The organism is Paenarthrobacter sp. YJN-5, assembly GCF_015040095.1.
GTDB classification, from domain to species: domain Bacteria; phylum Actinomycetota; class Actinomycetes; order Actinomycetales; family Micrococcaceae; genus Arthrobacter; species Arthrobacter ureafaciens.
The window spans coordinates 3,019,817-3,042,827 of sequence record NZ_CP053544.1 but is presented as its reverse complement, the minus strand read 5'-3'; the positions used below and the strand labels follow the sequence as shown (position 1 = coordinate 3,042,827).

20 protein-coding genes and 3 tRNA genes are annotated in these 23,011 nt (G+C 62.8%); 15 read left to right on the top strand and 8 right to left on the bottom strand.

The annotated features are described in order from the left end of the window. The first annotated feature begins 7 nt into the window (after positions 1–7). From dnaG to HMI59_RS14360, 3 genes are all read left to right on the top strand, one after another. Complete coding sequence (gene dnaG, locus HMI59_RS14370) at positions 8–1,891, top strand: DNA primase (protein ID WP_193591670.1); 1,884 nt, start codon at positions 8–10, stop codon at positions 1,889–1,891. Between the two features lie 82 nt (positions 1,892–1,973). After that, positions 1,974–2,046 (top strand) — tRNA-Asn (locus HMI59_RS14365). A 115-nt stretch (positions 2,047–2,161) separates the two neighbouring features. Beyond that, positions 2,162–2,234, top strand: a tRNA-Asn gene (locus tag HMI59_RS14360). A 46-nt stretch (positions 2,235–2,280) separates the two neighbouring features. Here HMI59_RS14360 and HMI59_RS14355 read toward each other — a convergent pair. The 5 genes from HMI59_RS14355 to HMI59_RS14335 all read right to left on the bottom strand — a co-directional run bounded on the left by HMI59_RS14355 (position 2,281) and on the right by HMI59_RS14335 (position 8,095). Continuing rightward, entirely contained in the window at positions 2,281–2,688 is a 408-nt protein-coding gene (locus HMI59_RS14355) for a hypothetical protein (RefSeq protein ID WP_021472562.1), read from the bottom strand. Between the two features lie 70 nt (positions 2,689–2,758). Next, positions 2,759–4,042: an esterase family protein gene (locus HMI59_RS14350; protein WP_193591669.1), complete on the bottom strand. Its 1,284-nt coding sequence runs from the start codon at positions 4,040–4,042 to the stop codon at positions 2,759–2,761. Continuing rightward, positions 4,039–6,567 (bottom strand): DUF2156 domain-containing protein, encoded by a 2,529-nt coding sequence (locus tag HMI59_RS14345; protein WP_193591668.1) that lies wholly within the window; start codon positions 6,565–6,567, stop codon positions 4,039–4,041. Before HMI59_RS14345 ends, HMI59_RS14350 begins: the two co-directional genes overlap by 4 nt. An 83-nt stretch (positions 6,568–6,650) precedes the next feature. Further along, positions 6,651–6,830 (bottom strand): glycine zipper domain-containing protein, encoded by a 180-nt coding sequence (locus HMI59_RS14340; protein ID WP_021472565.1) that lies wholly within the window; start codon positions 6,828–6,830, stop codon positions 6,651–6,653. 35 nt (positions 6,831–6,865) lie between these two features. Continuing rightward, positions 6,866–8,095, bottom strand: coding sequence for a multidrug effflux MFS transporter (locus tag HMI59_RS14335; protein WP_193593769.1), 1,230 nt, complete (start codon positions 8,093–8,095; stop codon positions 6,866–6,868). A gap of 172 nt (positions 8,096–8,267) precedes the next feature. Between HMI59_RS14335 and HMI59_RS14330 the strand changes: the two genes are divergently transcribed. The 5 genes from HMI59_RS14330 (at position 8,268) to HMI59_RS14310 (ending at position 12,156) form a co-directional block, all read left to right on the top strand. After that, a complete protein-coding gene (locus tag HMI59_RS14330; protein WP_193591667.1) occupies positions 8,268–9,116 on the top strand; it encodes a phage holin family protein in 849 nt (282 codons plus the stop codon). A gap of 47 nt (positions 9,117–9,163) precedes the next feature. Next, on the top strand, positions 9,164–9,790 hold the full coding sequence (locus HMI59_RS14325; protein WP_166183904.1) for a CDP-alcohol phosphatidyltransferase family protein: 627 nt from the start codon (positions 9,164–9,166) through the stop codon (positions 9,788–9,790). After that, positions 9,790–10,692: a DMT family transporter gene (locus HMI59_RS14320; RefSeq protein WP_193591666.1), complete on the top strand. Its 903-nt coding sequence runs from the start codon at positions 9,790–9,792 to the stop codon at positions 10,690–10,692. The genes HMI59_RS14325 and HMI59_RS14320 overlap by 1 nt, the downstream gene beginning before the upstream one ends. A 110-nt stretch (positions 10,693–10,802) precedes the next feature. Next, positions 10,803–11,999: a glycosyltransferase gene (locus HMI59_RS14315; RefSeq protein ID WP_021472570.1), complete on the top strand. Its 1,197-nt coding sequence runs from the start codon at positions 10,803–10,805 to the stop codon at positions 11,997–11,999. Positions 12,000–12,082: 83 nt separating this feature from the next. Next, positions 12,083–12,156: transfer RNA gene (locus HMI59_RS14310), tRNA-Ile, on the top strand. 87 nt (positions 12,157–12,243) lie between these two features. Here HMI59_RS14310 and HMI59_RS14305 read toward each other — a convergent pair. Further along, entirely contained in the window at positions 12,244–15,045 is a 2,802-nt protein-coding gene (locus HMI59_RS14305; RefSeq protein WP_193591665.1) for an AAA domain-containing protein, read from the bottom strand. 176 nt (positions 15,046–15,221) lie between these two features. Here HMI59_RS14305 and HMI59_RS14300 point away from each other — a divergent pair, with 176 nt between their 5' ends. After that, positions 15,222–16,412 carry an acyl-CoA dehydrogenase family protein gene (locus HMI59_RS14300; RefSeq protein ID WP_193591664.1) on the top strand — a complete coding sequence of 397 codons (1,191 nt, stop codon included), beginning with the start codon at positions 15,222–15,224 and terminating at the stop codon, positions 16,410–16,412. Positions 16,413–16,482: 70 nt separating this feature from the next. Here HMI59_RS14300 and HMI59_RS14295 read toward each other — a convergent pair whose 3' ends face one another. Beyond that, positions 16,483–17,013 (bottom strand): M23 family metallopeptidase, encoded by a 531-nt coding sequence (locus HMI59_RS14295; protein ID WP_193591663.1) that lies wholly within the window; start codon positions 17,011–17,013, stop codon positions 16,483–16,485. A gap of 410 nt (positions 17,014–17,423) precedes the next feature. Between HMI59_RS14295 and rpsB the strand changes: the two genes are divergently transcribed. From rpsB to HMI59_RS14265, 6 genes are all read left to right on the top strand, one after another. After that, complete coding sequence (gene rpsB, locus HMI59_RS14290) at positions 17,424–18,263, top strand: 30S ribosomal protein S2 (RefSeq protein WP_062095912.1); 840 nt, start codon at positions 17,424–17,426, stop codon at positions 18,261–18,263. 123 nt (positions 18,264–18,386) lie between these two features. Next, positions 18,387–19,223 carry a translation elongation factor Ts gene (gene tsf / locus HMI59_RS14285; protein WP_021472575.1) on the top strand — a complete coding sequence of 279 codons (837 nt, stop codon included), beginning with the start codon at positions 18,387–18,389 and terminating at the stop codon, positions 19,221–19,223. Between the two features lie 121 nt (positions 19,224–19,344). Beyond that, entirely contained in the window at positions 19,345–20,082 is a 738-nt protein-coding gene (gene pyrH, locus HMI59_RS14280; RefSeq protein WP_021472576.1) for a UMP kinase, read from the top strand. Between the two features lie 101 nt (positions 20,083–20,183). After that, complete coding sequence (gene frr / locus HMI59_RS14275) at positions 20,184–20,741, top strand: ribosome recycling factor (RefSeq protein ID WP_021472577.1); 558 nt, start codon at positions 20,184–20,186, stop codon at positions 20,739–20,741. Further along, positions 20,741–21,676 carry a phosphatidate cytidylyltransferase gene (locus HMI59_RS14270; RefSeq protein WP_193591662.1) on the top strand — a complete coding sequence of 312 codons (936 nt, stop codon included), beginning with the start codon at positions 20,741–20,743 and terminating at the stop codon, positions 21,674–21,676. Before frr ends, HMI59_RS14270 begins: the two co-directional genes overlap by 1 nt. A 22-nt stretch (positions 21,677–21,698) precedes the next feature. Beyond that, on the top strand, positions 21,699–22,283 hold the full coding sequence (locus HMI59_RS14265; RefSeq protein ID WP_021472579.1) for a DivIVA domain-containing protein: 585 nt from the start codon (positions 21,699–21,701) through the stop codon (positions 22,281–22,283). Here HMI59_RS14265 and HMI59_RS14260 read toward each other — a convergent pair. Further along, complete coding sequence (locus HMI59_RS14260; protein WP_193591661.1) at positions 22,280–22,999, bottom strand: hypothetical protein; 720 nt, start codon at positions 22,997–22,999, stop codon at positions 22,280–22,282. The two genes, HMI59_RS14265 and HMI59_RS14260, sit on opposite strands and share 4 nt — an antisense overlap. Positions 23,000–23,011: the final 12 nt, after the last annotated feature.

The window sequence follows — 23,011 nt, the reverse complement described above, 5'->3', positions numbered from 1 at the left end:
TGGTCACGTGGCTGGCTTGATCAAACGTGAAGATATCGACGAAGTACGCCAGCGCACGGACATCAAGGAAATCGTTGATGGCTACGTCACCCTCAAGACGGCCGGACTGGGCAGTTTCAAGGGCTTGTGTCCCTTCCATGATGAGCGTTCCCCGTCCTTCACCGTCCGCCCGCAGGTAGGCCGCTACCACTGCTTTGGTTGCGGGGAGGACGGCGATGCCATCTCCTTCATCCAGAAAATGGACCACAGCTCCTTCCATGAGGCCGTGGAGAAGCTCGCGGCCCGGATCGGCTACGAGCTCCGGTACGAGGACGGCGGAACGGGCCCCAGCCGCGAAGAAGTGGGCAAGCGGCAGCGCCTTCTTGATGCCCACAAAATTGCCGATGAGTTCTTTCGTGCCCAACTCCTGACTCCCGGTGCCGGGGAAGCCCGCAGCTTCCTGGACGGCCGCGGATTCGACCGCGCCGCGGCAGAACACTTCGGGGTGGGATACGCGCCGCAGGGCTGGGACGCGCTGCTGAAGCACCTCCGCGGCCGCGGCTTCACGGACGCGGAGCTGAAGCTGACGGGCATGTTTTCCGAAGGCAACAGGGGCATCTACGACCGTTTCCGCGGCCGGCTCATCTGGCCTATCCGCGATATCGCGGGGGATACCATCGGCTTCGGTGCCAGGAAGCTCTACGAGGACGACCAAGGCCCCAAGTACCTGAATACGCCCGAGACCACGCTGTACAAGAAGTCCCAGGTCCTCTACGGCATCGACCTCGCCAAACGCAGTATCGCCAAGGACCGGCAGCTGGTGGTGGTGGAGGGATATACGGATGTCATGGCCTGCCACCTGGCAGGAATCACGACGGCGGTGGCCACGTGCGGAACCGCGTTCGGCACCGAACACATCAAGATCGCCCGGCGCCTGCTTTCCGACGACGGCACCGGGGGAGAGGTGGTGTTTACCTTCGACGGCGACGCAGCCGGCCAGAAGGCGGCGCTGCGGGCGTTCGAGGAAGACCAGCGCTTCGTCGCCCAGACGTACGTCGCGGTGGAACCCACGGGCGCCGATCCCTGCGACCTGCGCCAGCTCAAAGGTGATCCTGCTGTGCGTGAGCTGATCAACAGCCGCAAGCCCCTGTTCGAGTTCGCCATCCGTGCCACCCTTCGCAAGCACAACCTGGATACCGTGGAGGGCCGGGTGGCTGCCCTGCGCGAAGCCGCTCCCGTGGTGGCACAAATCCGCGACACCGGAATCCGGCCTGCCTACACCCGGGAACTCGCCGGGTGGCTTGGCATGCCCATCGAGGAAGTCAGCCGCTACGTAGGGGCTGCTGCCAAGCGTGCTGCCTCAGGTGGCACCCCCAACGGCCAGCCGGAGCAGCCGACGGCGGCGACAGCACCGCCGTCGAACGCTCCGGCATTCAACCGTCCGGACCCGCGCGATCCCGTGGCGGGCATGGAGCGGCAGGCGCTCGAGGTGGTGCTTCAGGAACCCTCCGTCCTGGGCGGGGGAAACTGGGAACGCTTCGAAGCATCGCATTTCTCGACGCCGGCCTATGCCGCTGTTCATGCGGGAATCAGGGCAACCGGTGTTGCCCAGGCAGCGGACCCCGTGGCCTGGGTGGAAAAGGTGCGGCAAGAAGTGCCGGACCCCTTGCGTCCCCTCGTCTCTGAGCTCGCTGTCACCCCGCTGCCGGCGAGCACCCCCGAAGCGATGCAAAGGTATTGCCGGGACATTCTGGCCCGGTTGTTCGAATTGCAGATCACCCGCATCAAGGCGGACAAGATGGGGCAGCTGCAGCGCTTGGATGCGGCCGCGTACCCGGAAGAATTCCAGCGCCTGAACCGTGAGCTGATGCAGTTGGAGATGCAGCGGCGGGCGCTTCGGGCCGAGGCGTGAGGCTTCCCCGAAGGCGTCGCAGCCCGCGGAAGAGCCGATTTCGCTTTTCGGCCAGCCCCTGTTAAGCTAATTACCGCTTCATTCCTCCGTAGCTCAATTGGCAGAGCATTCGACTGTTAATCGAAGGGTTACTGGTTCAAGTCCAGTCGGAGGAGCGCGCAAAACCCCCGTTCCGGTCAGCCGGAACGGGGGTTTTTTCATACCCCCGGGAGGTATGCGGGGCCGATTTCGCTTTTCGCCGGAGCCCTGTTAAGCTAATTACCGCTTCATTCCTCCGTAGCTCAATTGGCAGAGCATTCGACTGTTAATCGAAGGGTTACTGGTTCAAGTCCAGTCGGAGGAGCGTACAGAACCCCGCACCGGATCTTCCTGGTGCGGGGTTCATTTTTTTATACGAAGTCCATCTCCACTTGGAGGAAGCGGGCCGCCTCCGCAACGGCCGCCTCAAAAGCTTCGTGCTCGGTGGGCGGCGTCCGCGGTTCCCGAGGATGCCATTCGTGCGGAGCCGAGTAGACGCGCGTGAAGCCACCCCCGGGCGGGGCGTAGAAAATTCCGAAGCGCTGCACAGGCCATTCGGGGGACGTCTCGGGGGCCACCAAGAGGGCGGCATCAGCATCCGGGTTGTACCACTGGGCTATGGGACGGCGACGATCATCCGTGAAAAGCCCTGCGGCATAGAGCGCCGCCGATTGGGGACTCGTGACGGAGCACAGCCTGTCCCACCACAGCGGCAGGATGCGTTCATCCCTGCGCTGCCACGGTGCCGGAAGCGGCTGCAGTTCTTGCCAGTGAGGCACACATCAACTTTATCGTTCGGGACGGGCCCGCAACAGGGGCCGGATTGCCTGCCGGACGGCCTGTTGCGGCTCAGGGAGCCAGCCCCAGCCGCGGATAGAGCACGTCGAATCCCTTGGTCAATCCTGCGTTCAGGGCGATGCCAACGTGGCCCCCGTTGGGTATCTCGTAATACGTCACCGCCATGCCGGACTCCCGGGCCGCCGCGGAAACGGCCTTGGCGGCAGCTACGTAAGTGACGTCGTCGGACCCGACCGTGAAGATGGCGGTGGTGTCCGGGAACTGCCGGCCCTTCATGATGTTGATGGGCTTCAGGGCATCGTACGCTGCCTGGTCGCCGTGGAAGATCTCCGCGAGGTTCCCGGACGGATCTTCGGCGCCGGGGAATTCTTCGCCGGAGATGTCAACCACGTTGCCCCACATCTGCGGGTACTTTACCGCGAAGGAAATGGCGCACTGTCCACCGTTCGAGTACCCGGCAATGGTCCAGTATTTGCGGTCCGGGAGGATGTTCAGGTTTTCCTTGGCCCACGTGACGACGTCCACGTTGATGTACTTTTCGACGTTGCCGTATTTGGCCGTGTCCAGGCAAAGCGTGTCGTCCTGGTCCGGTCCGATCTGGTCCGCAACGATCGCGATGGGTGCCAAGCCCTTGTTCTTCGCCGCGAAATCGTCCAGGGCAGCAGATACGTACTGGGGATCGGGCAGCCCCGGCTGCCCCATCATCAGCACATAAAGCGGAAGCCGTGGCGGGTTCTCCGTCAGCGCGGCAGGTGGCAAGTAGATGCCCGCCGGGCGCGCATTGAAGCCCGAGGCCGTGGCCGGGATGACCTGGGTGCCCACCCTGCCCGCCGTGGGCATGTCCGCCGGGGGCTCCCAGTTCTGCCACAGCGGTCCGGTTGGTATGGCGGAGTCCGGATTGGGCTTCTCCAGCTGGATCTGGCCCTCGGTTGAGATGCCAAAGGCCGATCCCAAGGTGTTGTTCAGACCGAACTCGGTGTTGATGCCCAGTGCCGGGACCACGAGGAAGACAGGGATGGAGAAAGCCGCCAGTACCTTCCGCCGGACTGAGCTGCTCCTGAAGCTCACCGTCGCCAGTCCGAGGGCAGCGAACGCAGCGATGGACCAGAACCACACCCATGGGGTCAGGCCCACGTGGAAGACATCCATGACGTCCTCCACGAGCCACACTGTCAGCCAGCCCAGCAGGCCGGCCACCAGGATCGCCAGGAGTGCGGTCCTGAGCCACCGCCACGACGGACGAAGGAGCAGCAGGAGAAAGAAGCCGACGCCGATCGCAATGGCTATGGACATCACCACGGGACCGGTGATGTCGGTCCTCAGGATGGCATTCACTGCGCCGGTTCCCGGGCCACCATGTGGCGCAGCAGTCCGGCGCTCCGGGCAGGGGACAATCCCGGCAGGTAGGCCGAGCCCACCGCCAGGCCGATCGACGGAAGGGACAGGGGATCCTGGTAGTACATGTACAGGGTCCGGTGCTCGGGCTGGAAACGGGATTTGAAGGCCGCGAGCGACTTGAAGCCATACATGGGTTCCAAGGCGTTCCCCAGGAGGGCAAGCACCCGGTCCAAGGCGCTGTGGTCGCCCTCGCCCGGGTCCGTACCGTCGCCGCTGCCTGTGGTGTTCCGGCCGTCAGTGTTGGCGAGCGGGGAGCCGGACAACGAGATCTGCGGCACGTCCTCCTTGAAGTGGTTTACCGCCGAAGCAATGAGGAATTCCATCACTCCCTTGAAGCCGGTTGTGCGCCGCCGCATGAAGTCCAGTGTCCAACCGGTCACTGCTCCATCAGTGAAGACAGGCAGCCAACTGGTAACACCGTGGACCAGGCCGTCATCGTCCACAGCCACGCAGCACAGGACCTCGGGGTCCTTGAGTTCGTCAAGGCCGCCCAGCGTGAAACCCATCTCCGGCAGGGCTTTGTCCGCCACCCACTCCTCGGAGATCTCCGCCAACTGTGCCCGGATGCCCGGCGGCATCATCCGGTAATGGTGCCACTGGTCCGTGATGGAAAGCTTGTCCGCGCGATTGAGGGCCGTGCGGACGTTCTGCCATTCCTTGCCCTTGAACGTCATCGTCTGGATGTTCAGGAGGGTCTCTTCGGCGACCTCGAGCTTGCGGAAGCCGCGGGGGAGGAGCGGGCCATCCAGCTCATCCGTTGCCGAATAGAAACAGGGAGTGAGGCCCAGGGCCGAGCAGTGGGCCAGGAATCCCGTGGCGGCGTCCGCATGGTGTTCCGCGGCACCAAAGGGCCCGGCCACCGTGAGGGCAACGCCGTTGTGGACCTGGTAGGCGACGCCTGCTTTGCGATCCGGCGTGAACCAGTATTGGTTGTTCTCCCACAGCGCCATCCAGGACAACGACCCGCCGCCGTCGTGGATCAGCTCGCGGGCGTGGCCAAGGTCGGCTGCAGGGTCGGTCGCGACGGCCCGGAACTTTTGGTAGTTGCCCAGCACCAGGAACAGGATGCACAGCCAGATGACGTCCCCGCCAAGGCCGTAGAGGACGGTGCTGAGAAGACCTTGGGGAAGTTCGGTGACGAACGGGACCGGGAATGGTACGAGGATGTGCGTCAGCTGCCCCGCAAGGTCCCACCCTGTGGAGCGTCCCGGATTTCCCTCGAGGAACCAAAAAAGCGCATAGAGGGCTACCGCCGCGCCAGCCATGATCAACGTGGTCCGGCCGAGCGCGCGATAGCTGGCGTCACTGGATTCGACCCTGAACTTATGCCGGTTGGCCAGGAGGAGGAAAGCGATGATCAGAGGGGCCACAATGGCGGGGATGGCGTACAGCAGCAAGTAGCCGACGTCGTCGTTGCCGAGCGTCACGTCGGGGTCGGTGACGTACTTGAGCACGGCGAAGGTAGTGACAGCTGCCAGGTACAACTGGATGGTGAGGGTCAGCCGGTAGGCAAGGCGGCGCCCGCGGCGCAGGCCCTCGGCGCACACCAGCAGCAGCAGGACCGGTATCAGGCTGAGGATGGTGGCACCAAAGCTTTGGACACCCACCACGCCTTGCAGGGTGACGCAGCTTTGGTCGTCGTCGCAGGCCTCGCGGACCTCGTCCGCCGTCGGACTGGCCTGCAGCATCACCTGCGACACCACCGACAGGGGACCGACGTCCAGGGTGCCGGTGAGCTGCGTCAGCAGGGGTCCCACAGCGAACACGCCCACCACGGTGCCCACCAGGAAACGGGTCTCCCGAAGGCTCGACGAATGGAGGTTCCCTGCCTGGCGCCGGAGGATCCACGATTGGGCGGCCCAGCCCGCCAGGATGCCGATGACTGCGCCGCTGAGGGCCTGCAAGGTCTGGGCCACGCCCACGAAGAGCGCAAACATGAGCGTCGCCGCCACCAGCCACGTCCGCAGCCGCCGGCGCCACAGGGACTCAAGCGCCGCCGTCGAGCATCCCAGGGCGGCAGCGGCACCGCCGTAAGCACCCACCACATACTCGCCGCCCAGGAAGCTGAGCCATTGATCGCTGTTGTCCGTGCCGTATTCCACCAGTGCCACCAGCACCAACGCGCTCAGGGCTGAACCCGCCACAAAGGCCGCCAAGGCAAGCCAAGGGCCCATGGTCCGCTCGGCGATGCCCACCCCGATGAGGATCATCACGGTGCAGGCGAGATAGTCCAGGAGGGAGGAAGCAAAGAACCCTGACGTAAAGACCGCCCACCAAGGCCCGGGCTCCACGGCCAAGCCGATTCCCACCTGTTCAAGAAGCGGTTCAGGAGGGCCGGCGAGCAGGCTACCGGTGGTTGCACCCACAATCCAGAGGACTGCGATGAGTCCCAGCGTCAACGGCAACTTGCGCAAGGCAGCCAAGCGTCGCCAGTTGCCCTTTTGTTCCACAGCCGTACTCATGTGATGTCCCCTCCACAGGCAGGCGCGGGTAACCCCGGCTGGCCACTATTCTGCCTTGCGGGCCCTTGGAAGGGGAGACGTTCCTACTCCCTGTTCCAGGGACCGGGGTTCACGCGGTACAGCAGGGCCGAGCCAATGACGGCGCCCAGGATGGCGCCAAACAACGCGCTGCCGGCGAGGCGGCCCAGCAAGGCTCCGACGACGGCGCCAAGCAAGGCTCCGAGGAACAGGCCACGGCCGTTGCGGTGCGGTTTTTTCGCCATGGGTTCCAGCCTATGCGCACCACGGGTGAATCGCGTCAGTGGATGGACGGGACCGAACGGGGACGGACCACCAGCCACAGCGCACAAATGGCTCCGGAGATGCACAAGACCTGGACAGCGCCCATGGGCACTGCCGAACTGACGCCGAGCCAACCGACCACCGGGGGCACGACTCCGGCCATGAGGAACTGGGCTGCGCCCAGCATGGAGGCGGCTGTGCCGGCCTGTGCTCCGTGATTGGCCAGGGACAGGACCTGGACGCACGGGAACATGAAGCCGGTGGCGCAGATGTAGAACCACAGCGGGACCAGGATGCCCCACAGTCCTATCTGCATCAGGTCCAGGACGATGATCAGCGCGGCCATCACCAGCATGAAGAGCGTGGCTCCGGCAACAATCCACTGCGGTGCCACCCGCTTGATGAGCCGTGAACTGATCTGCACGCCTGCCACGATGCCCAGTGAATTGACGCCGAACAACAGGCCGTACTCCTGGGCGGAGAAGTCGTAAATGTCCTGGAAGAGGAACGTCGAGGCGGACAAGTAAGCGAACAGGCCGCCGAAGTTCAGGCTTCCCACCATCAGCATGCCCACGAAGATACGGTCCGTCAGTACCTTCTTGTAGCGCTGGCGGACAGTGACGTCGGACTTTCCGCGCTGCTCGGCAGGAAGGGTTTCCTTGATGAAGAAGATGGCCGCCAGGATCACCAGCGTGCCATAGCAGGCAAGGAAGTAGAAGATGCCGGGCCACGGAAGCACCAGCAGCAATTGGGACCCGATGATCGGGGCAAGGATGGGAGCCAAACCGTTCACGAGCGACATGCGCGAGAACATCCGGACCATGGCGTAGCCGTGGAAGAGGTCACGGACCATCGCCATTGCCACCACGCCGCCGCCGGCCGCGCCGATGCCCATCAGCACGCGGAACAGGGAGAGGACGCCTATGTCCGTGGAAAGGGCGGCGCCCAAAGAGGAACCGATGTGAAGCGCCGTCGCAAGAATCAGCGGCAACCTGCGCCCGAATTTGTCGCTGAAGGGCCCCACCACCAGTTGTCCCAGGCCGAACCCGACCGTGGTGCCGGTCAGTGTCAGCTGGATAGCGGCCGCGGAAACGTCGAAGCTCTCCTCAAGGGCGGGAAAGGCCGGCAAGTAGAGGTCTACCGTGAAGGGGCCCAAAGCCGTCAATGCACCGAGGAGCAGGATATAGACAAGCTTTTCGCGTCGGCTCAGGGAATCGCCCGGGGTGAGGTGATGGGTCACGATTATCCATCCTATGGTGAAACATCATATTTATGGGCCCATGGCGGGCGCGCCGCAGGCTCGATGGCTGAAGTTCAGCACGAACCTGAATGATAGTTTTGAGGACAAGTGCCTGCGGCGTGCTGTTTGGCCGCTTTCACCCATCACGAAGCCCAGAGGAAGCAGTTAGGCGGAACCCATGAGCGGACGTCACACCAGTCGGACCGGCAAAGGCCCAGCCATCCGTAGTTTGCCGAAGACCCTCAAGCTCGTTGCCCGTTTGGCACCCAGGCAACTGAATGACGAACTGGCGCTGGCCAAGGTCGAACTCAAACGCAAAGCCGCACAGGTAGGTGTGGCGGGTGCGTTCTTCGGCGTTGCCCTCGTCTTCCTGATGCTCCTGGTCATTGCACTGGTGGTGGCAGCCATCCTCGGCCTTGCCACCATCATGCCCGGATGGCTCGCGGCCCTGATCGTTGCTGCGGTGTTCCTGCTGATTGTTGCCCTGGGTGCCTTGATAGGCACCGCCAAGTTCAGGGCAGCCATGCCGCTGGTTCCGGAGGATACTATCCGCGGAATCAAGCATGACCTGGGCATTGCCAAGGAAGGCTCGGCCTTCGACGAGTCCATCCTTGATCCCAATTCCCCCGCAGCCAAGGCGGCCAAGGCCCAAAAGGAAGCTGAAGCGCAAAAAGCGAAGGCTGAGAAAGCGGCCAAGGAGGCCGCGAAGGACGCCGATGCCGCCAAGGCACCCACCGAAGCTGAACTGCGGCGCCGGCTGGACAAGCGCCGCGAGCACCTTACCGGAGTCCGCGACGAACTCGGCGAGGAGCTTGACGTCAAGAAGCAGGGTCAGGCACTGCTGGAGACTGCCAACCAGAAACTGCAGGAAGGCCGTGAATTTGCGGCCGCCAAGTTCGCCGCTGCCGGCGAATCGGTTCCCGAGGACTTCACCGGACGCCTTGCCGCCCGCTGGAAGGACCTCGTGGCGTTTGCTGCCGCTGCCGCCGTCTTCGTGGTTGCGCTGCGGAAGCTGCTCAAGAAGTAAAAGCTTGCGGCAGTAACGCACACACTGAAGTAGAGGAGGGGGACATCATGAGGCTGATCGGTGCAGGGTCACGCCCCGACCGTCCCCAAGTGGACCACGACCTCATCGTCACCGTCCCGAACATCCTGACCGTCCTGCGCTTCATGGGTGTCCCGCTCTTCGTCTGGCTTGTCCTGTCCCAGCGGGAGTATGGCTTTGCCGTGCTGGTCCTGGTGGTCATGGGCAGCACCGACTGGGTGGACGGCTACATCGCCCGGCGTTTCGACCAGACCTCCAAGCTTGGCCGGATACTGGATCCGATGGCGGACCGGGCAGCCCTCATAGCGGTGGCCGTCACCCTGGCGATTGCCGGCGTCGTGCAGTGGTGGTACCTGGCCGCGCTGGTGGTTCCGGACATCATCCTGGCCACTGCCTCCCTGATCTACTTCCGCAGCCACCCGGACCTCCCCGTGAGCGTCGTCGGCAAGATCCGTACGGCGCTGTTGCTGCTGGGCACTCCGTTGTTGGTGCTTTCCAAACTCCAGATTCCCTTCACTGACGTGTACTTCGTGGCGGCGTGGACGTTCCTTGGCCTTGGCCTGGTGGGGCACTGGATCGCCGCCTACAACTATTTCTGGGCCATCCTGCGGAAAGGCAAGGACCTGCAAAGCGACGACGACGGCGGACACGGCTGATGGTTTGGCTTGCGGTCTTCCTGGCAGTGCTTGGCGCATTTTTCCTCGCCATTGGTGCCCAGCGGCAGGGCAGTGCGGTCAAAGCCGATACCGGCGGCCTCGCCCTCAGCTCCAACGGGTTCCTGCGCCTGCTCCGTAACCCGCGGTGGATGTTCGGCCTCCTGCTGCTGGCGCTGGGCATGGCAGCGAACGCGGTGGCCCTCGTCTCGGCGCCCCTGACCGTGGTGCAGCCCATCGGCGCGATTGCGCTGGTGATCACCACTGTGGTGAACGCAAAGGACCAAGGCCTCAGCATCAACCGCGCCACGGTAGTGGCCATCACTGCGTGCGTCACGGGATCGGCATTGTTCGTGCTGCTGGCGGTGACGGTAACGCAGGAAAACCACCATGTGAGCGCCGAGGACGAGCTGACCATTGTCTTGCTGCTGGCCCTGGCCGTCGGTTTGTTCGGGACACTGGCCGTGCTTTTCAAGCACAGGATGAGCGCCTTCATCTACATTATCGGGGCAGGTGTCCTGTTCGGTTTTGTCGCCGTTCTGACCCGGATCATCGGCAAGCACCTGCTGGATCCCAACGGTCTGTTCCTGCTCAATGTCCAGTGGTACACGCTGATCGCCATCGCCGCGGCGGGCGGACTCGGTTCCTGGTTTGTGCAGAGCGCCTACTCGAGCGGACCGCCGGACCTGGTCATTGCAGGATTGACCGTCATCGACCCCATGGTGGGCATTGCCATCGGCATCATCATCCTGGGTGAGCTTCGTCCCGATGTCCACACCGTCATGGCAATCGCCATGGCTGCGGCGGCCGTCCTTGCTATCGTGGGGGTAATCGCCCTGAGCCGCCATCACCCGGAAGTTACCAAGCGCAAGAAAGAAGCCAAGGGACCTCACCGGAAGGCCTAGGGGGTAAGCAGTACCTTGTGCCACCGCTTCGGCGGTCCGGCAAAACCGGCGACACCGCAGCATAGCCACCTTCCATGCTGTCCGCACCGTGACCATCAGGAGTTCTCCACGTGACCATTCCCGACACCAATAAACCCCTTACCATCCTGATTGCGGCGGACACATACCCCCCGCACGTCAACGGAGCAGCCCAGTTCGGGTACCGCCTGGCCAAGGGAATGACGGCGCGTGGACACAATGTGCACGTCCTGGCGTGCCGGCAGGACAAGGGCAAGAGCTTCACGGAGTTCCGGGATGAAGCCACGGTGCACCGGCTTCGTTCGCACAGCGTTCCCACGCACGAATACTTCCGCATCTGCTTCCCGTGGGAGATCAAGAAGGAAATCAGCCTTCTTTTCGACAAGGTCCAGCCTGACGTCGTCCACATCCAGAGCCACTACATGATCGGCGAGCATGTCCTCTATGAGGCTGTAAAGCGCGGTGTGCGGATCGTGGCCACCAACCACTTCATGCCTGAAAACCTGAACCCGTTCCTGCCCTTCCCACAGTGGTTCAAGGACATCGTCGGACGGATCTCGTGGAAGGACATGGGCAAGGTGATGGGCAAGGCGGACGTCGTCACCACGCCAACGCCCCTTGCGGCGAAGGCGATGCACCAGCACGCCTTCCTTCGCAAGGTCCTGCCGTTGTCCAACGGCATCGACTCGGCCGCCTACGAGCTGCAGCCCGGAGAGACCGTTGAGCGGCCTGCGCATCCCACCGTGCTCTTCGTCGGTCGCCTCGCCGAAGAAAAGCATGTGGACGTGCTCATTGACGCCGTCTCCAAGACCCCGCGCGAATTGAACGTGCACCTTGAGATCGTGGGAGGTGGCGAAGTCCGCCCGGCACTGGAAGCGCAAGTGGCAAAGCTCGGATTGCAGGATCGCGTGAAGTTCCTTGGCCTGGCCAGTGATGAAGAATTGCGGGAGGCCTACATCAAGGCCGATGTCTTCTGCATGCCCGGAACCGCCGAGCTCCAGTCCCTGGTAACGCTCGAAGCCATGTCTGCGTCCACGCCTGTGTTGCTGGCGAACGCCATGGCGCTGCCGCACTTGGTCCGCGACGGTGAGAACGGCTACCTGTTCACTCCTAATGACAGCAACGAACTCGCCGCGAAGATCACCGAGCTGGTGAAGCTTCCCGAGGACCAGTTGCGTGCCATGGGCAAGGTCAGCCGCGAGATGGTGGAACCGCACAGCATCAACAGCACCCTGCAGACTTTCGAGGACCTGTACCGGGGCGCGAGCTATGACGACATGGTGGTGTGACCGGAGCACTGCCTTCCAGCTATTAGTATTGCTAGAGTGCTTTGCCCTCCAAACGTCTTTCATGGCGGATTGAAGGGCTTCACGGGGCTATAGCTCAGCTGGTTAGAGCGCGGGACTCATAATCCTAAGGTCCTCGGTTCAAGTCCGAGTAGCCCTACCTCACGGGAGCCGTGGTTGACGTCCGGGACGTCAGCCACGGCTCCTTTTGTATCTCCTGATGATTCGGAGCCAGGGCAGCGGATGCTTAGTTGTCCAAGGCGTGCGACAACGCCTGCCGGATCCGGGCCTCCTCACTGCTGCCCGTAGTAGCCAGGCGGAGGAGAGGAAGCCCGTGCGCCGAACAGATGGCATTCTTATGGGCGTCACGCATCCGCTGGACGGCATTGTTCTCGTGGAATTCGAAGCCATCGACCTCTACTGCCAGGACTGCCTGCCGCGTGATGCGGTTGTAAATCACGAAGTCGAAAGTAGCTCCGTTATTGATGTAGCTGATGTGCTCCGGTGTGAGCGCCGTGGTCGCCCGCAGCAAACTCTTCAAGAGGACCTGGGGTGCCAACGCAAGGTCGGTGAACGGGGCTTCTGTGAGTATTTCGCTCAACACCGTGTGAATGATGTTCTCCGAAGCAAACGCTGAATCCTTCTTGAGCCTGTCCGCGAGGGGTTGCAGCACCGCCGAGTACTCCCTGTAGAGCAAATCGAATACCGACACGACCGTGCTCTCGACCACTCCTTCACCCGGATTGCTGTAGCGGATGAACAGGACGAGGTCCCGGAGGTGGCGGCTTTCGGGGACCATGTCGTAATTAGTGACCAACACGAACCGCTTTGTGGCCCGCGAGACTGCCACGTTGACGAGGTTGGGATCATCGACGAACTGTATTCCGCGGTGACCCTCTGCGGTTTCATCGACGACTGTGCTCATGATGACCACTTCCTTCTCCCGGCCTTGGAACTTGTGGACCGTGTCCGCCTGGATGTCATTGATCATGGCATCGTCCGTCTGGATGCGCTCGAGGAGGGCGTCCGTTATCTTGTCCACCTGCCGGCGGTAGGGACTTATGACGCCGATGTTCTCCCGGCGCACGTCCTGGCAGAAATCGCGGAGTACCTCCTGCGCGATGACCTCCGCTTCGCGTTGATTCGTGCGGCCTCCCGAGCTATGGGCCCGCATGTGATTGCCGGCCGTGGTCCGTACGACTACCAGGGCCGGGTGGTGTCGTGGACCCGCTGGAGGGACCGGTATCAATTGACCGTCGTAAAACTTCTTGTTGCAGAAGTCGATGATGGCGGGGTCGCAGCGATAGTGTTCCCGGAGCATGGTGCGGGGGAGTGATTGCCCGTACGCCGCGATGACGGCGGAGAGGATGCTGTGCCGTTTGTAATCGAAGTGGGGGACCGGAGGGGTTTTGGCGGCCCTGATTGGGGTGGCTATGTGCTGAAGTTGCTTCAGATCGCCGACGATCACTACGTTCTTGGCACATGACAATGCCAGCCCGGCAACGAGCAGATCCACCTGCGAGGCTTCATCGATAATCAGATAGTCCAGCAACTGCCCTCTTGGGACGTTCCGGCGGAGGGAGTGGCACGTGCTGAGAAGTACCGGGTAGTCGGCAGTAAAGTCTGCGAACTGTTTGTTATAGGTTTCCTTGGCGTAGATCCGCCGTGGCATGGCCATGTACCGCCGGCGGAGCAGTCCCTCCAAGCGCCGCTTGGAAGAGCTGCAATATTCCGTCTGAACGCGGGCATACTCCGAAGAAGCCAACAGCCCGGAAGCCTTCTCCACCTGTTTCTCAAGCTCGGCGACTTTGAGATCGTAGAAGGCCTTATGGAGGCTAAGGACTGTGTTGCTGTCGCCCAGGTCCAGTTGGCTAAGACGTCCATATCGAAGTCGAAGCCGGAGCCGGCGGATGAACTTCCCCAGCCTGCCAGGGGCTGGCGGTGCAGAGACCGTTTCAGCCAGGAACCGCAGTACCTGGCCGGAGGTTTGCAGACGTGAAAGGCCCTCCAACTCCGGCAAGTCTGCCCGGTCCACGCTGAGCAGGAAGTGATCCCGTTCAAGCTGGAAAGCATCCAGCTCCTGTTGCCACAGTGCCAGCTGCCGGGATGTCTCCTGCAGCGTCCGCAATTGCCGGGCGGAACTTTCCAGATCTTCATCGGAGATCTCTTCAGGTACGGGACCACGGAGCCAGGCGTCCAGGTCGGAGTTCCGTTCGCCTTGGCGAAGGAAGAACTCATCCCTTTTTTCCTGGCGGCCGAGGTCGGCCACGATATGTCCCAGACCATGATCAATGAGTTTGTCGCGGACGTTCTCCACCGCTGCGTTGTTCAAGGAGGCAACTCCGACGGTCTTCCCTTGAACGCTGACCAGGTTGGCTATCAGGTTCACAATCGTCTGTGTCTTGCCTGTCCCCGGAGGGCCGTCAATAACGGAGATCCGGTTTCCGAGCGCCATGTCCAAGGCGTCGCGCTGGCTGATATTGGATGAGAACGGCTCCAGCACTGGCGCGGCGGGATCTACGGACATTGGGGGCCTGCCCTCAAGTAAGAACCGCAAGGCGCTGTCAGCAGGGATGTCCTTGAAGTTCGAATACTCACGACGAACGAAATCGTTCAGCGCCAGGTTGGCAGCGAGGTCCCGCCAATAGTCCAGTACTGCTTCTGCTGCCTGGACCTCTTCCGGCTTTCTGGTCACCCTCAATTGGGTCTCAGGGCATGTCGTGTACCCGTCGCCTGACTCGCTGCTGTAGAAGACCCGAAACCAGGACTCTCGCCCGCCCGGAAAGCGGAGGATCTCCGTGACGCCCTGAATGGTCTCGCCCCGAATCTGTACCGCGTCCGCACGATGGATAGCGATGACCTCCGGATTGCCAAGGACGACGACATTCGTCGCTGCATAGCGGTAACTCCTGCCGCCGTTCCGTGAGCCCAAAGTCACGTTGATGACGTTTCCGGCTTCGTGGTACGCCAGCACCTGGGCTGTCTTGTCGTCAAACCCGCCCCGCTCCTTATTGCGGATGAGGACTACTTCCTGACGTGGATCGATCATGGCTGCCCCAATCATTCTTGCCGTTAAGCCCCGAGGCTACTGGCAGGAGTACCACTCCGGAGGGAAGACATTGCCCGAAGCGGGGGAGTGAGGTATGTTACTGACCAGTAACATACCCGTTGGTAACTTGCCGAACCCCGTCTTGGTCGCTGTGGACCAATCCAGGAGGAGAGAACATGTCGAACGCCCCCTTCGATCCCGCTACCCTGCCCTACGCCGACGGCGACTTTTATGCTTTCGAGCAGTTGCTGACAGGAAAGGAACAGGACCGCCTGGCAGAAGTTCGTGAGTTCCTGGCCCGCGAGGTCAAGCCGATCGCTGTGGACTGCTGGAACCGCGCCGAGTTTCCCACGGACCTGATACCCAAACTTGCCGAACTGGACCTTGTCAGCCCGGTCCGTCGGCAGGGCTACTCCAATGTGTTCGCAGGTATCCTGCATGCCGAGATGACGCGGGCTGACGCATCGATCGCCACGTTCATGGGTGTCCATGACGGGCTCTTCACAGGTTCCATCGAAGCCCTGGCTTCCCAGGAGCAGAAGGACGCGTGGCTTCCGGACATCTACTCCTTGAAGAAGATCGGAGCCTTTGGGCTGACCGAGCCGCTGGGAGGTTCCGACGTGGCCGGTGGAACCCGAACCACTGCCCGGCGGGACGGTGACAACTGGATTCTTAATGGCGCCAAGCGTTGGATCGGGAACGCGACGTTCTCGGACTGGGTTGTCATCTACGCGAAGGACGTTGAGGACAAGCAGGTCAAGGCGTTCCTGGTGGACACCTCCCTCCCCGGTTTCTCTGCGAGCAAGATCGAGAACAAGATTTCCCTCCGGACCGTGCAGAACGCGGACATTACGCTGGAGGACGTGGTGGTGCCGGACTTCTTCAAGCTGGCGCACGCCAACAGCTTCCGAGACACCAACAAGGTCCTGAAGGTCACCCGGCTTGCGGTTGCATGGCAAGCCGTGGGACTGCAGTTGGCAGCCTTCGATGTGGCGCGCAGCTACGCTGTGGAGCGCCAGCAGTTCGGCAGGCCTTTGGCCCGCTTCCAGTTGGTGCAGAACCAGTTGGTGCAGATCCTTGGCAATACCGTGGCTTCCATGGGCATGATGGTCCGCTTGGCCCAGTTGGAGGACGCCGGAGCTGCCAAGGATGAACAGTCGGCGCTGGCGAAAGCCTTCACTACAGCCCGCATGCGCGAAAGTGTTGCGCTCGGCCGCAGCATCCTGGGCGGCAACGGAATAGTCACCGACTACGGCATGGCCAAGGTCTTCGCTGATGCCGAGGCCATCTATTCGTACGAGGGCACGCACGAGATCAACACACTGGTCACGGGGCGCGCCATCACGGGAGTCTCCGCGATCGTCTAAGGATCGGGCGCGCCGGGGGTGGGCACAATGGTGCCGCGGCATGGGCCGGTTCAAGGGCGGGCCGGTCTGTTCAATCAAGCGGCAGCAGTATTGAGGGACGCAGGTCCTGCACGAACGCCAAGGGATTGACGTAGTCGTCGCCGCGCCGGACACCCCAGTGGAGGCACTTAGCTGCCGGGCAATGCCCCGCGATGTCCTCGATTGTGCCGATCACCTGCCCTTTCGCCACGGGGTCGCCCTGCTGAAGTTCGCTGGCCACCGGCTCGAAGCTGCTCCGCAGGCCGCCGCCGTGGTCGATGGTGATGACCTTCCTGTCAACAACGACGCCGGCGAAGGTCACCACGCCGTCGGCCGGGGCGAAGACCTGCGAATCCGCCTTCCCGGGAGTGCTGGAGGACTCTGGCGCCAGATCCACGCCGCGGTGCCCGCTGAGCCAAGGCTTGTCCGGAGGATCGAACTGTTGCGCCACCTTGGGTTTGGGGGACAGCGGCCAGTCCCAGCGTGGCTGCGCAGGAGCCGGTGCCGCGCCAGGCGCGGCAGGGGCGGAGCCTGCCAACACGGCGGCTGCCAGCAGGAGGTGAGCGATCTTCGGCAGGGTCATGGAACCAGCCTCCAGCGTGTGGCTGCGCGGGGCCGTGACCCGGGTTCCGTATGTGGATAAGCACGCCTTGGCCTGCCCCGGCGGACGGTCAAAAATGCGGGTCTGCTGTAGTACACTTGATGGAGCAGTTTGCTGTGCCCTCAAGCTTATTCAGGAGCGCGTCTCATTCAGGTGCGCGAGGGGCTCAACCTGACTACGCGTATCCAGCCCTCCATCAGCGGAGCCTCGTGGCTCCACGCTGCGGAGGATTGTGCCTCCTGCGGTCCGGCCTGACTTGTCCGGATGGGAAGTGCAATGGATGCCAGGAGCCGTGCCCGTCCGGGCCATGGCTAAGAAACCGTCAACTATTGGCAGGGTAAGAGCAGCCCTCGGGGCTCTCTCATGAATGACCTGCCGGAAGGAGCGTCGGCATGCCCGTCGTAACCATGCGCCAGCTGCTTGACAGCGGCGTCCACTTTGGACACCAGACCCGTCGTTGGAACCCGAAGATGAAGCGCTTCATCTTCACGGAGCGCAACGGCATCTACATCATTGACCTCCAGCAGTCGCTGTCCTACATCGACCGCGCCTACGAGTTCGTCAAGGCTACTGTCGCCCACGGCGGCACGGTCCTGTTCGTCGGCACCAAGAAGCAGGCCCAGGAAGCAATTGCCGAGCAGGCTACCCGCGTTGGCCAGCCGTACGTCAACCAGCGTTGGCTCGGCGGTATGCTGACCAACTTCCAGACTGTCGCCAAGCGTATCCAGCGCATGAAGGAACTCGAAGAGATCAACTTCGACGACGTCGCAGGCTCGGCATACACCAAGAAGGAGCTCCTGCTCCTCAAGCGCGAACTCACCAAGCTTGAAGCCAACCTCGGTGGTATCCGCAACCTGACCAAGGCTCCTTCGGTTCTGTGGGTTGTTGACACCAAGAAGGAACACCTTGCTGTTGACGAAGCCAAGAAGCTGAACATCCCGGTTGTTGCCATCCTGGACACCAACTGCGATCCGGACGAAGTCGACTTCCCGATCCCGGGCAACGACGACGCCATCCGCTCCGTGAACCTGCTCACCCGCGTTGTTGCCGACGCCGTTGCTGAGGGCCTCATCGCCCGCAACCAGCGCTCCTCCGGCACCACCGAAGCTCCGGAAGAGCCGCTTGCCGAGTGGGAGCGCGAACTCCTGGAAGGCAGCAAGGCAGAAGCAGAAGCCAAGGCCGCTGAAGCAACCGAGGCTCCCGCAGCCGGCGAAGCTGAAGAAGCCAAGTAAATCTGTACCTTCCCTGACGCCGGAAACCGCGTCGGGGGCTACTGACAGGATGGCGGCCCACACTGTGGGTTGCCGTCCTGTCAGTTACGTAAACACCAAAAATTTCTAGACAGAGGGGTTCCCATGGCGAACTACACTGCTGCTGACATCAAGGCCCTGCGCGAGCGCACCGGCGCCGGCATGATGGACGTCAAGAAGGCTCTTGACGAGGCCAACGGTGACGCCGAGAAGGCCATCGAAATCATTCGCATCAAGGGCCTCAAGGGCGCTACCAAGCGCGAAGGCCGTTCCACTGCCGAGGGCCTGGTTGCTGCCAAGGTCACCGGCGGCGTTGGCGTAATGATCGAGGTCAACTGCGAGACCGACTTCGTCGCCAAGGCTGACAAGTTCATCCAGCTGGCTGACAAGGTCCTCAACGTTGCAGTCGAGTCCGGCGCAGCCGACCTCGACACCCTGCTCGCCACCGAGGTAGACGGCAAGAAGCTTGCCGACGTCGTCATCGAAGAGGGCGCAGTCCTCGGCGAGAAGGTTGTTGTCCGCCGTATCTCCCGCGTTGAGGGAACCACGGTTGACGCTTACCTGCACAAGACCTCCAAGGACCTCCCGGCCCAGGTCGGCGTTCTGTTCGCTGTTGACGGCGAAGGCGAAGCCGCTGCCACCGCAGCACACGACATCGCCGTCCACGTTGCCGCCATGGCTCCGAACTACCTGACCCGCGAAGACGTTCCGGCCGAACTGGTCGAGTCCGAGCGCCGCATTGCGGAAGAGACCGCCAAGGCTGAAGGCAAGCCGGAAGCTGCACTTCCCAAGATCGTCGAAGGCCGCGTGACGGGCTTCTACAAGGGTGAAGTTCTGGTTGACCAGGCATTCGCCAAGGATTCCAAGAAGACCGTTGCCCAGGTCCTCGAGGAAGCCGGCGTCAAGGCAACCGCAGTTACCCGTTTCCGCGTCGGAAACTAGCAAGTCATGAAGAGGGGTGGTCACTTCGGTGGCCGCCCCTTTTTCATGCATCCGTCAGGGTAGTACCTGGGCGGACCAACAGCACGATAATCTAGCCCAAGTCCACCAACGGGAAGGCACCATGGAAACCGTCAACACTGCAATCCAGCCCGAGAAGAGCCGCCGTCGTGTACTGCTGAAGCTGTCCGGCGAGGTCATCGGCGGGGGCAAGCTCGGCGTCGATCCCGAAACCGTCCGGGCGATCGCGAAGCAGATCGCTGCCGCTGTCTCCGACGTTGAAGTGGCGATCGTGGTGGGTGGAGGTAACTTCTTCCGCGGCGCCGAACTCTCCCAGAGCGGCATGGACCGCTCCCGTGCGGACTACATGGGCATGCTTGGTACGGTCATGAACTGCCTGGCCCTTCAGGACTTCCTGGAGCAGGCCGGTGTGGAGACGCGGGTGCAGAGCGCGATCACGATGGGCCAGGTGGCCGAGGCTTACATTCCGCGCCGCGCCATCCGCCACATGGAGAAGGGCCGCGTGGTCATCTTCGGTGCCGGCGCCGGTTTGCCGTACTTCTCCACCGACACCGTAGCCGCGCAGCGTGCCCTTGAAGTGCACGCCGACGTCGTCCTAATGGCCAAGAGCGGCGTGGATGGCGTATACACCTCCGATCCCAAGAAGGACCCCACCGCGGAAAAGCTGGATGTGCTCAGCTACGACGATGCCCTCCGCCGCGATATCCGTGTCATGGACCAGACGGCGATGACCATGTGCAAGGACAACAACCTGTCCATGGTGGTCTTCGGCATGGAGGGCGAGGGCAACGTAACCCGCGCCATCCGCGGTGAAACCCTCGGAACCCTGGTTACCCCCTAGCAGCGGCTAGGATATTTCTAGGACCGTCCGCCCGCAGTGGCGGATCTTTACTGTGCATGGCCGCCCGTAGCAGGGCAGCGACTATTACTGAGGAGAACCCCGTGATCGAAGAGACCTTGCTCGAAGCCGGCGAGAAGATGGACAAGGCGGTTGAGGTAGCCAAGGAAGACTTCGCCTCGATCCGTACGGGCCGGGCGAACCCCGGACTCTACAACAAAGTGATCGTGGAGTACTACGGCACCCCCACGCCGCTCCAGCAGCTTGCTTCGTTCGCCGTTCCGGACGCACGCACCATCCTCATCACGCCCTACGACAAGAGCGCGCTCCGCGACATCGAGAAGGCCCTGAGCGACTCCGAGGTGGGTGCCAACCCCTCCAACGACGGCAACGTCATCCGCGTGACCATTCCTGAGCTCACCAAGGAACGCCGCAAGGAATACGTCAAGATCGTCAAGGGCAAAGGCGAGGACGCCAAGGTGTCCGTCCGCAGCATCCGCCGCAAGGCCAAGGACGCCCTGGACAAGCTGGTCAAGGACGGCGAAGCCGGTGAAGACGAGGGTGCCCGCGCCGAAAAGGAACTCGACGCCATCACGAAGCAGCACGTCGACAGCATCGATGACCTGCTGAAGCGCAAGGAAGCCGAGCTGCTCGAGGTCTGATGAGTCAGCCAGAGCCGGCGCCCGCCGGGCAGGTCCCGACGTCAGGGGCGCGCAGACTGGCCAGGCGCCTGCAAGGTAACCCGACGCCGAAGGCGGGCCGCAATCTGCCCGCCGCCATCGGCGTCGGGCTTGCCATGCTGTTTGCCGTCCTTGGCGGACTGCTTTTCCTGCCGCTGGGCTTTGTCCTGCTGGTTACCGCTTTCGCTGTCCTGGGTGTTTGGGAAGTATTCCGTGCCCTTGAGGCCCAAGGCACCCGCATGCCGGTGATCCCGGTGATGGTGGGAGCCTTGGCGATGCCCGTATCCGCCTACTTCGGCGGACTTGAGGGGCTCCACTTCACCATGGTGGCCAGCAGTGTTGCCGTGCTCTTGTGGCGTTCCATCGAAAGCGCCGCCGGGGCGCCCCGCAGTGTCTTTGCCGGGGTGTTCACGCTGGCATGGGTGCCTTTCCTGATCAGCTTTGCGGCGTTGCCGCTCCATGCCGCGGGTGGTGCGACTCCCGTGGGCCTGTGGCCGAACGGAATCCCCGCCGGGGCATGGCAGATCGCGTCGATGCTCCTGCTGGTGGTGGCCAACGACACCTTCGGCTACATCGTTGGTGCCTCGTTCGGCAAGCACCCCATGGCGCCCAAAATCAGCCCCAAGAAGTCCTGGGAGGGCTTCGCAGGATCGGTTGCCGGTGCCATGGTCATCGGCGTGCTGGCCTGCCTGCTGTTCCTGGACAAGCCCTGGTGGGTCGGGCTGATCCTGGCCACCGGCATGGTTGCCGCAGCCACTGCCGGCGATCTTGCCGAGTCCATGGTCAAGCGTGAACTCGGGGTGAAGGATATGAGCAGCATCCTCCCCGGCCACGGCGGCGTCATGGACCGCCTGGATTCAATCGTGTTCGCAGCCCCCGTGGCTTTTGTTCTGTTCGCGCTGCTGAGCGGCGTCTGACACCCCCGACGAAGGATAGTTGATGGCATTGGATATTCGACGCCAGATCCCGGCAACGTTCGAGCGCGTGGAGCGCAACAAGTACGGCTACAACGCCAAGCAAGTGGACGCGTTCCTCAGCCGTGCACGGAACTCGTTCGAGAACCCGGGCAACACGGCCGATCCCGTGGCCAGTGCCGACGTCAGGGATGTGGCCTTCGATCCCGTCAAGGGCGGGTATGACGCCCAAAGCGTCGATGCCGCCTTGGACAGGCTTGAGGATGCCTTTGCGCGCCGCGAGCGGGATGACCTGATCAACCAGCAGGGCGAGGAAGCCTGGCTTCGGCAGATCGGCAAGCTCTCCGGCATTTTGCGTGGGCGGCTTCACCGTCCCGACGGCGAACGGTTCCGCCGGCCGGCCAGGAAGCGGACCCGCAGCTACAACGTCCAGGACGTAGACGCACTGTGCGTCCAGTTGATCGACTACCTCGAAAACGATCAACCGCTCAGCGTGGATACGGTCCGCAGGGCCGTCTTCCGGGCGGCGAAGGGCGATGAAGGCTACGACGAGGCACAGGTGGACGTCTTCCTGGACCGCGTTGTGGAGTTGATGGCGGCCATCGATTAGGGCGTCTTCGGGCCGCCCCCGGCAGGACTGCCCCCGGCAGGGGAGACGGATGTGAGCTTCCGCCAGACGTCGTCGTAGCGACGTTTGCCGCGGAACAAGGACGTCACCAGGAAGGCCAGCCCGGCCACCACCCCTGCGCCCACGGCGAATGGTGCTGCCAACCCGGCCACCAACAAAGCCGACCCCACCAGCAGGCCGATCAATGCGGCGTTGACTGTGCCCATGAACACCATGCTGCTGCCTGCCACCTGGCTGAAGTCCCGCCGACCGCCGAAAAAGTAGTACGTCCGTTTAGCGCCTTCTTCGTCATCGGTGAAGCCGGCCATGAGGTAGGGGGCAATACCGGGATCCAGGTCAACGTAGGCAGCCCTCAGCCTGTTCATGGCTATGACGTACATGAGGTCTTCCATGCCGACGCTCATGACGCGGACGTGGGTCAGCAGGCCTACCAGCACGTCGATGCTGAGGATGGTCAACGCGAAAGCCCGGAAGGCATCCGAGAACTGCGTTGCGTTGCCCACCAAGGCCACGCTGAGCAGGCTCGCCGAGGTGAACGTCAGGAACATGCTGATCCGGGTGAGGACCTCGCCCTGGGTGGTACTTCGTGAAGCGAGCAGGCTCCAATGCTCAGTGGCCAGCAACTGGGCCCGGACACCCGGGGCGGCTGCCGGATCAGCTGGTGGCTGGATGTCCGCAGGGCCCGCTTCGTGGGACATGGCGCCATTGTC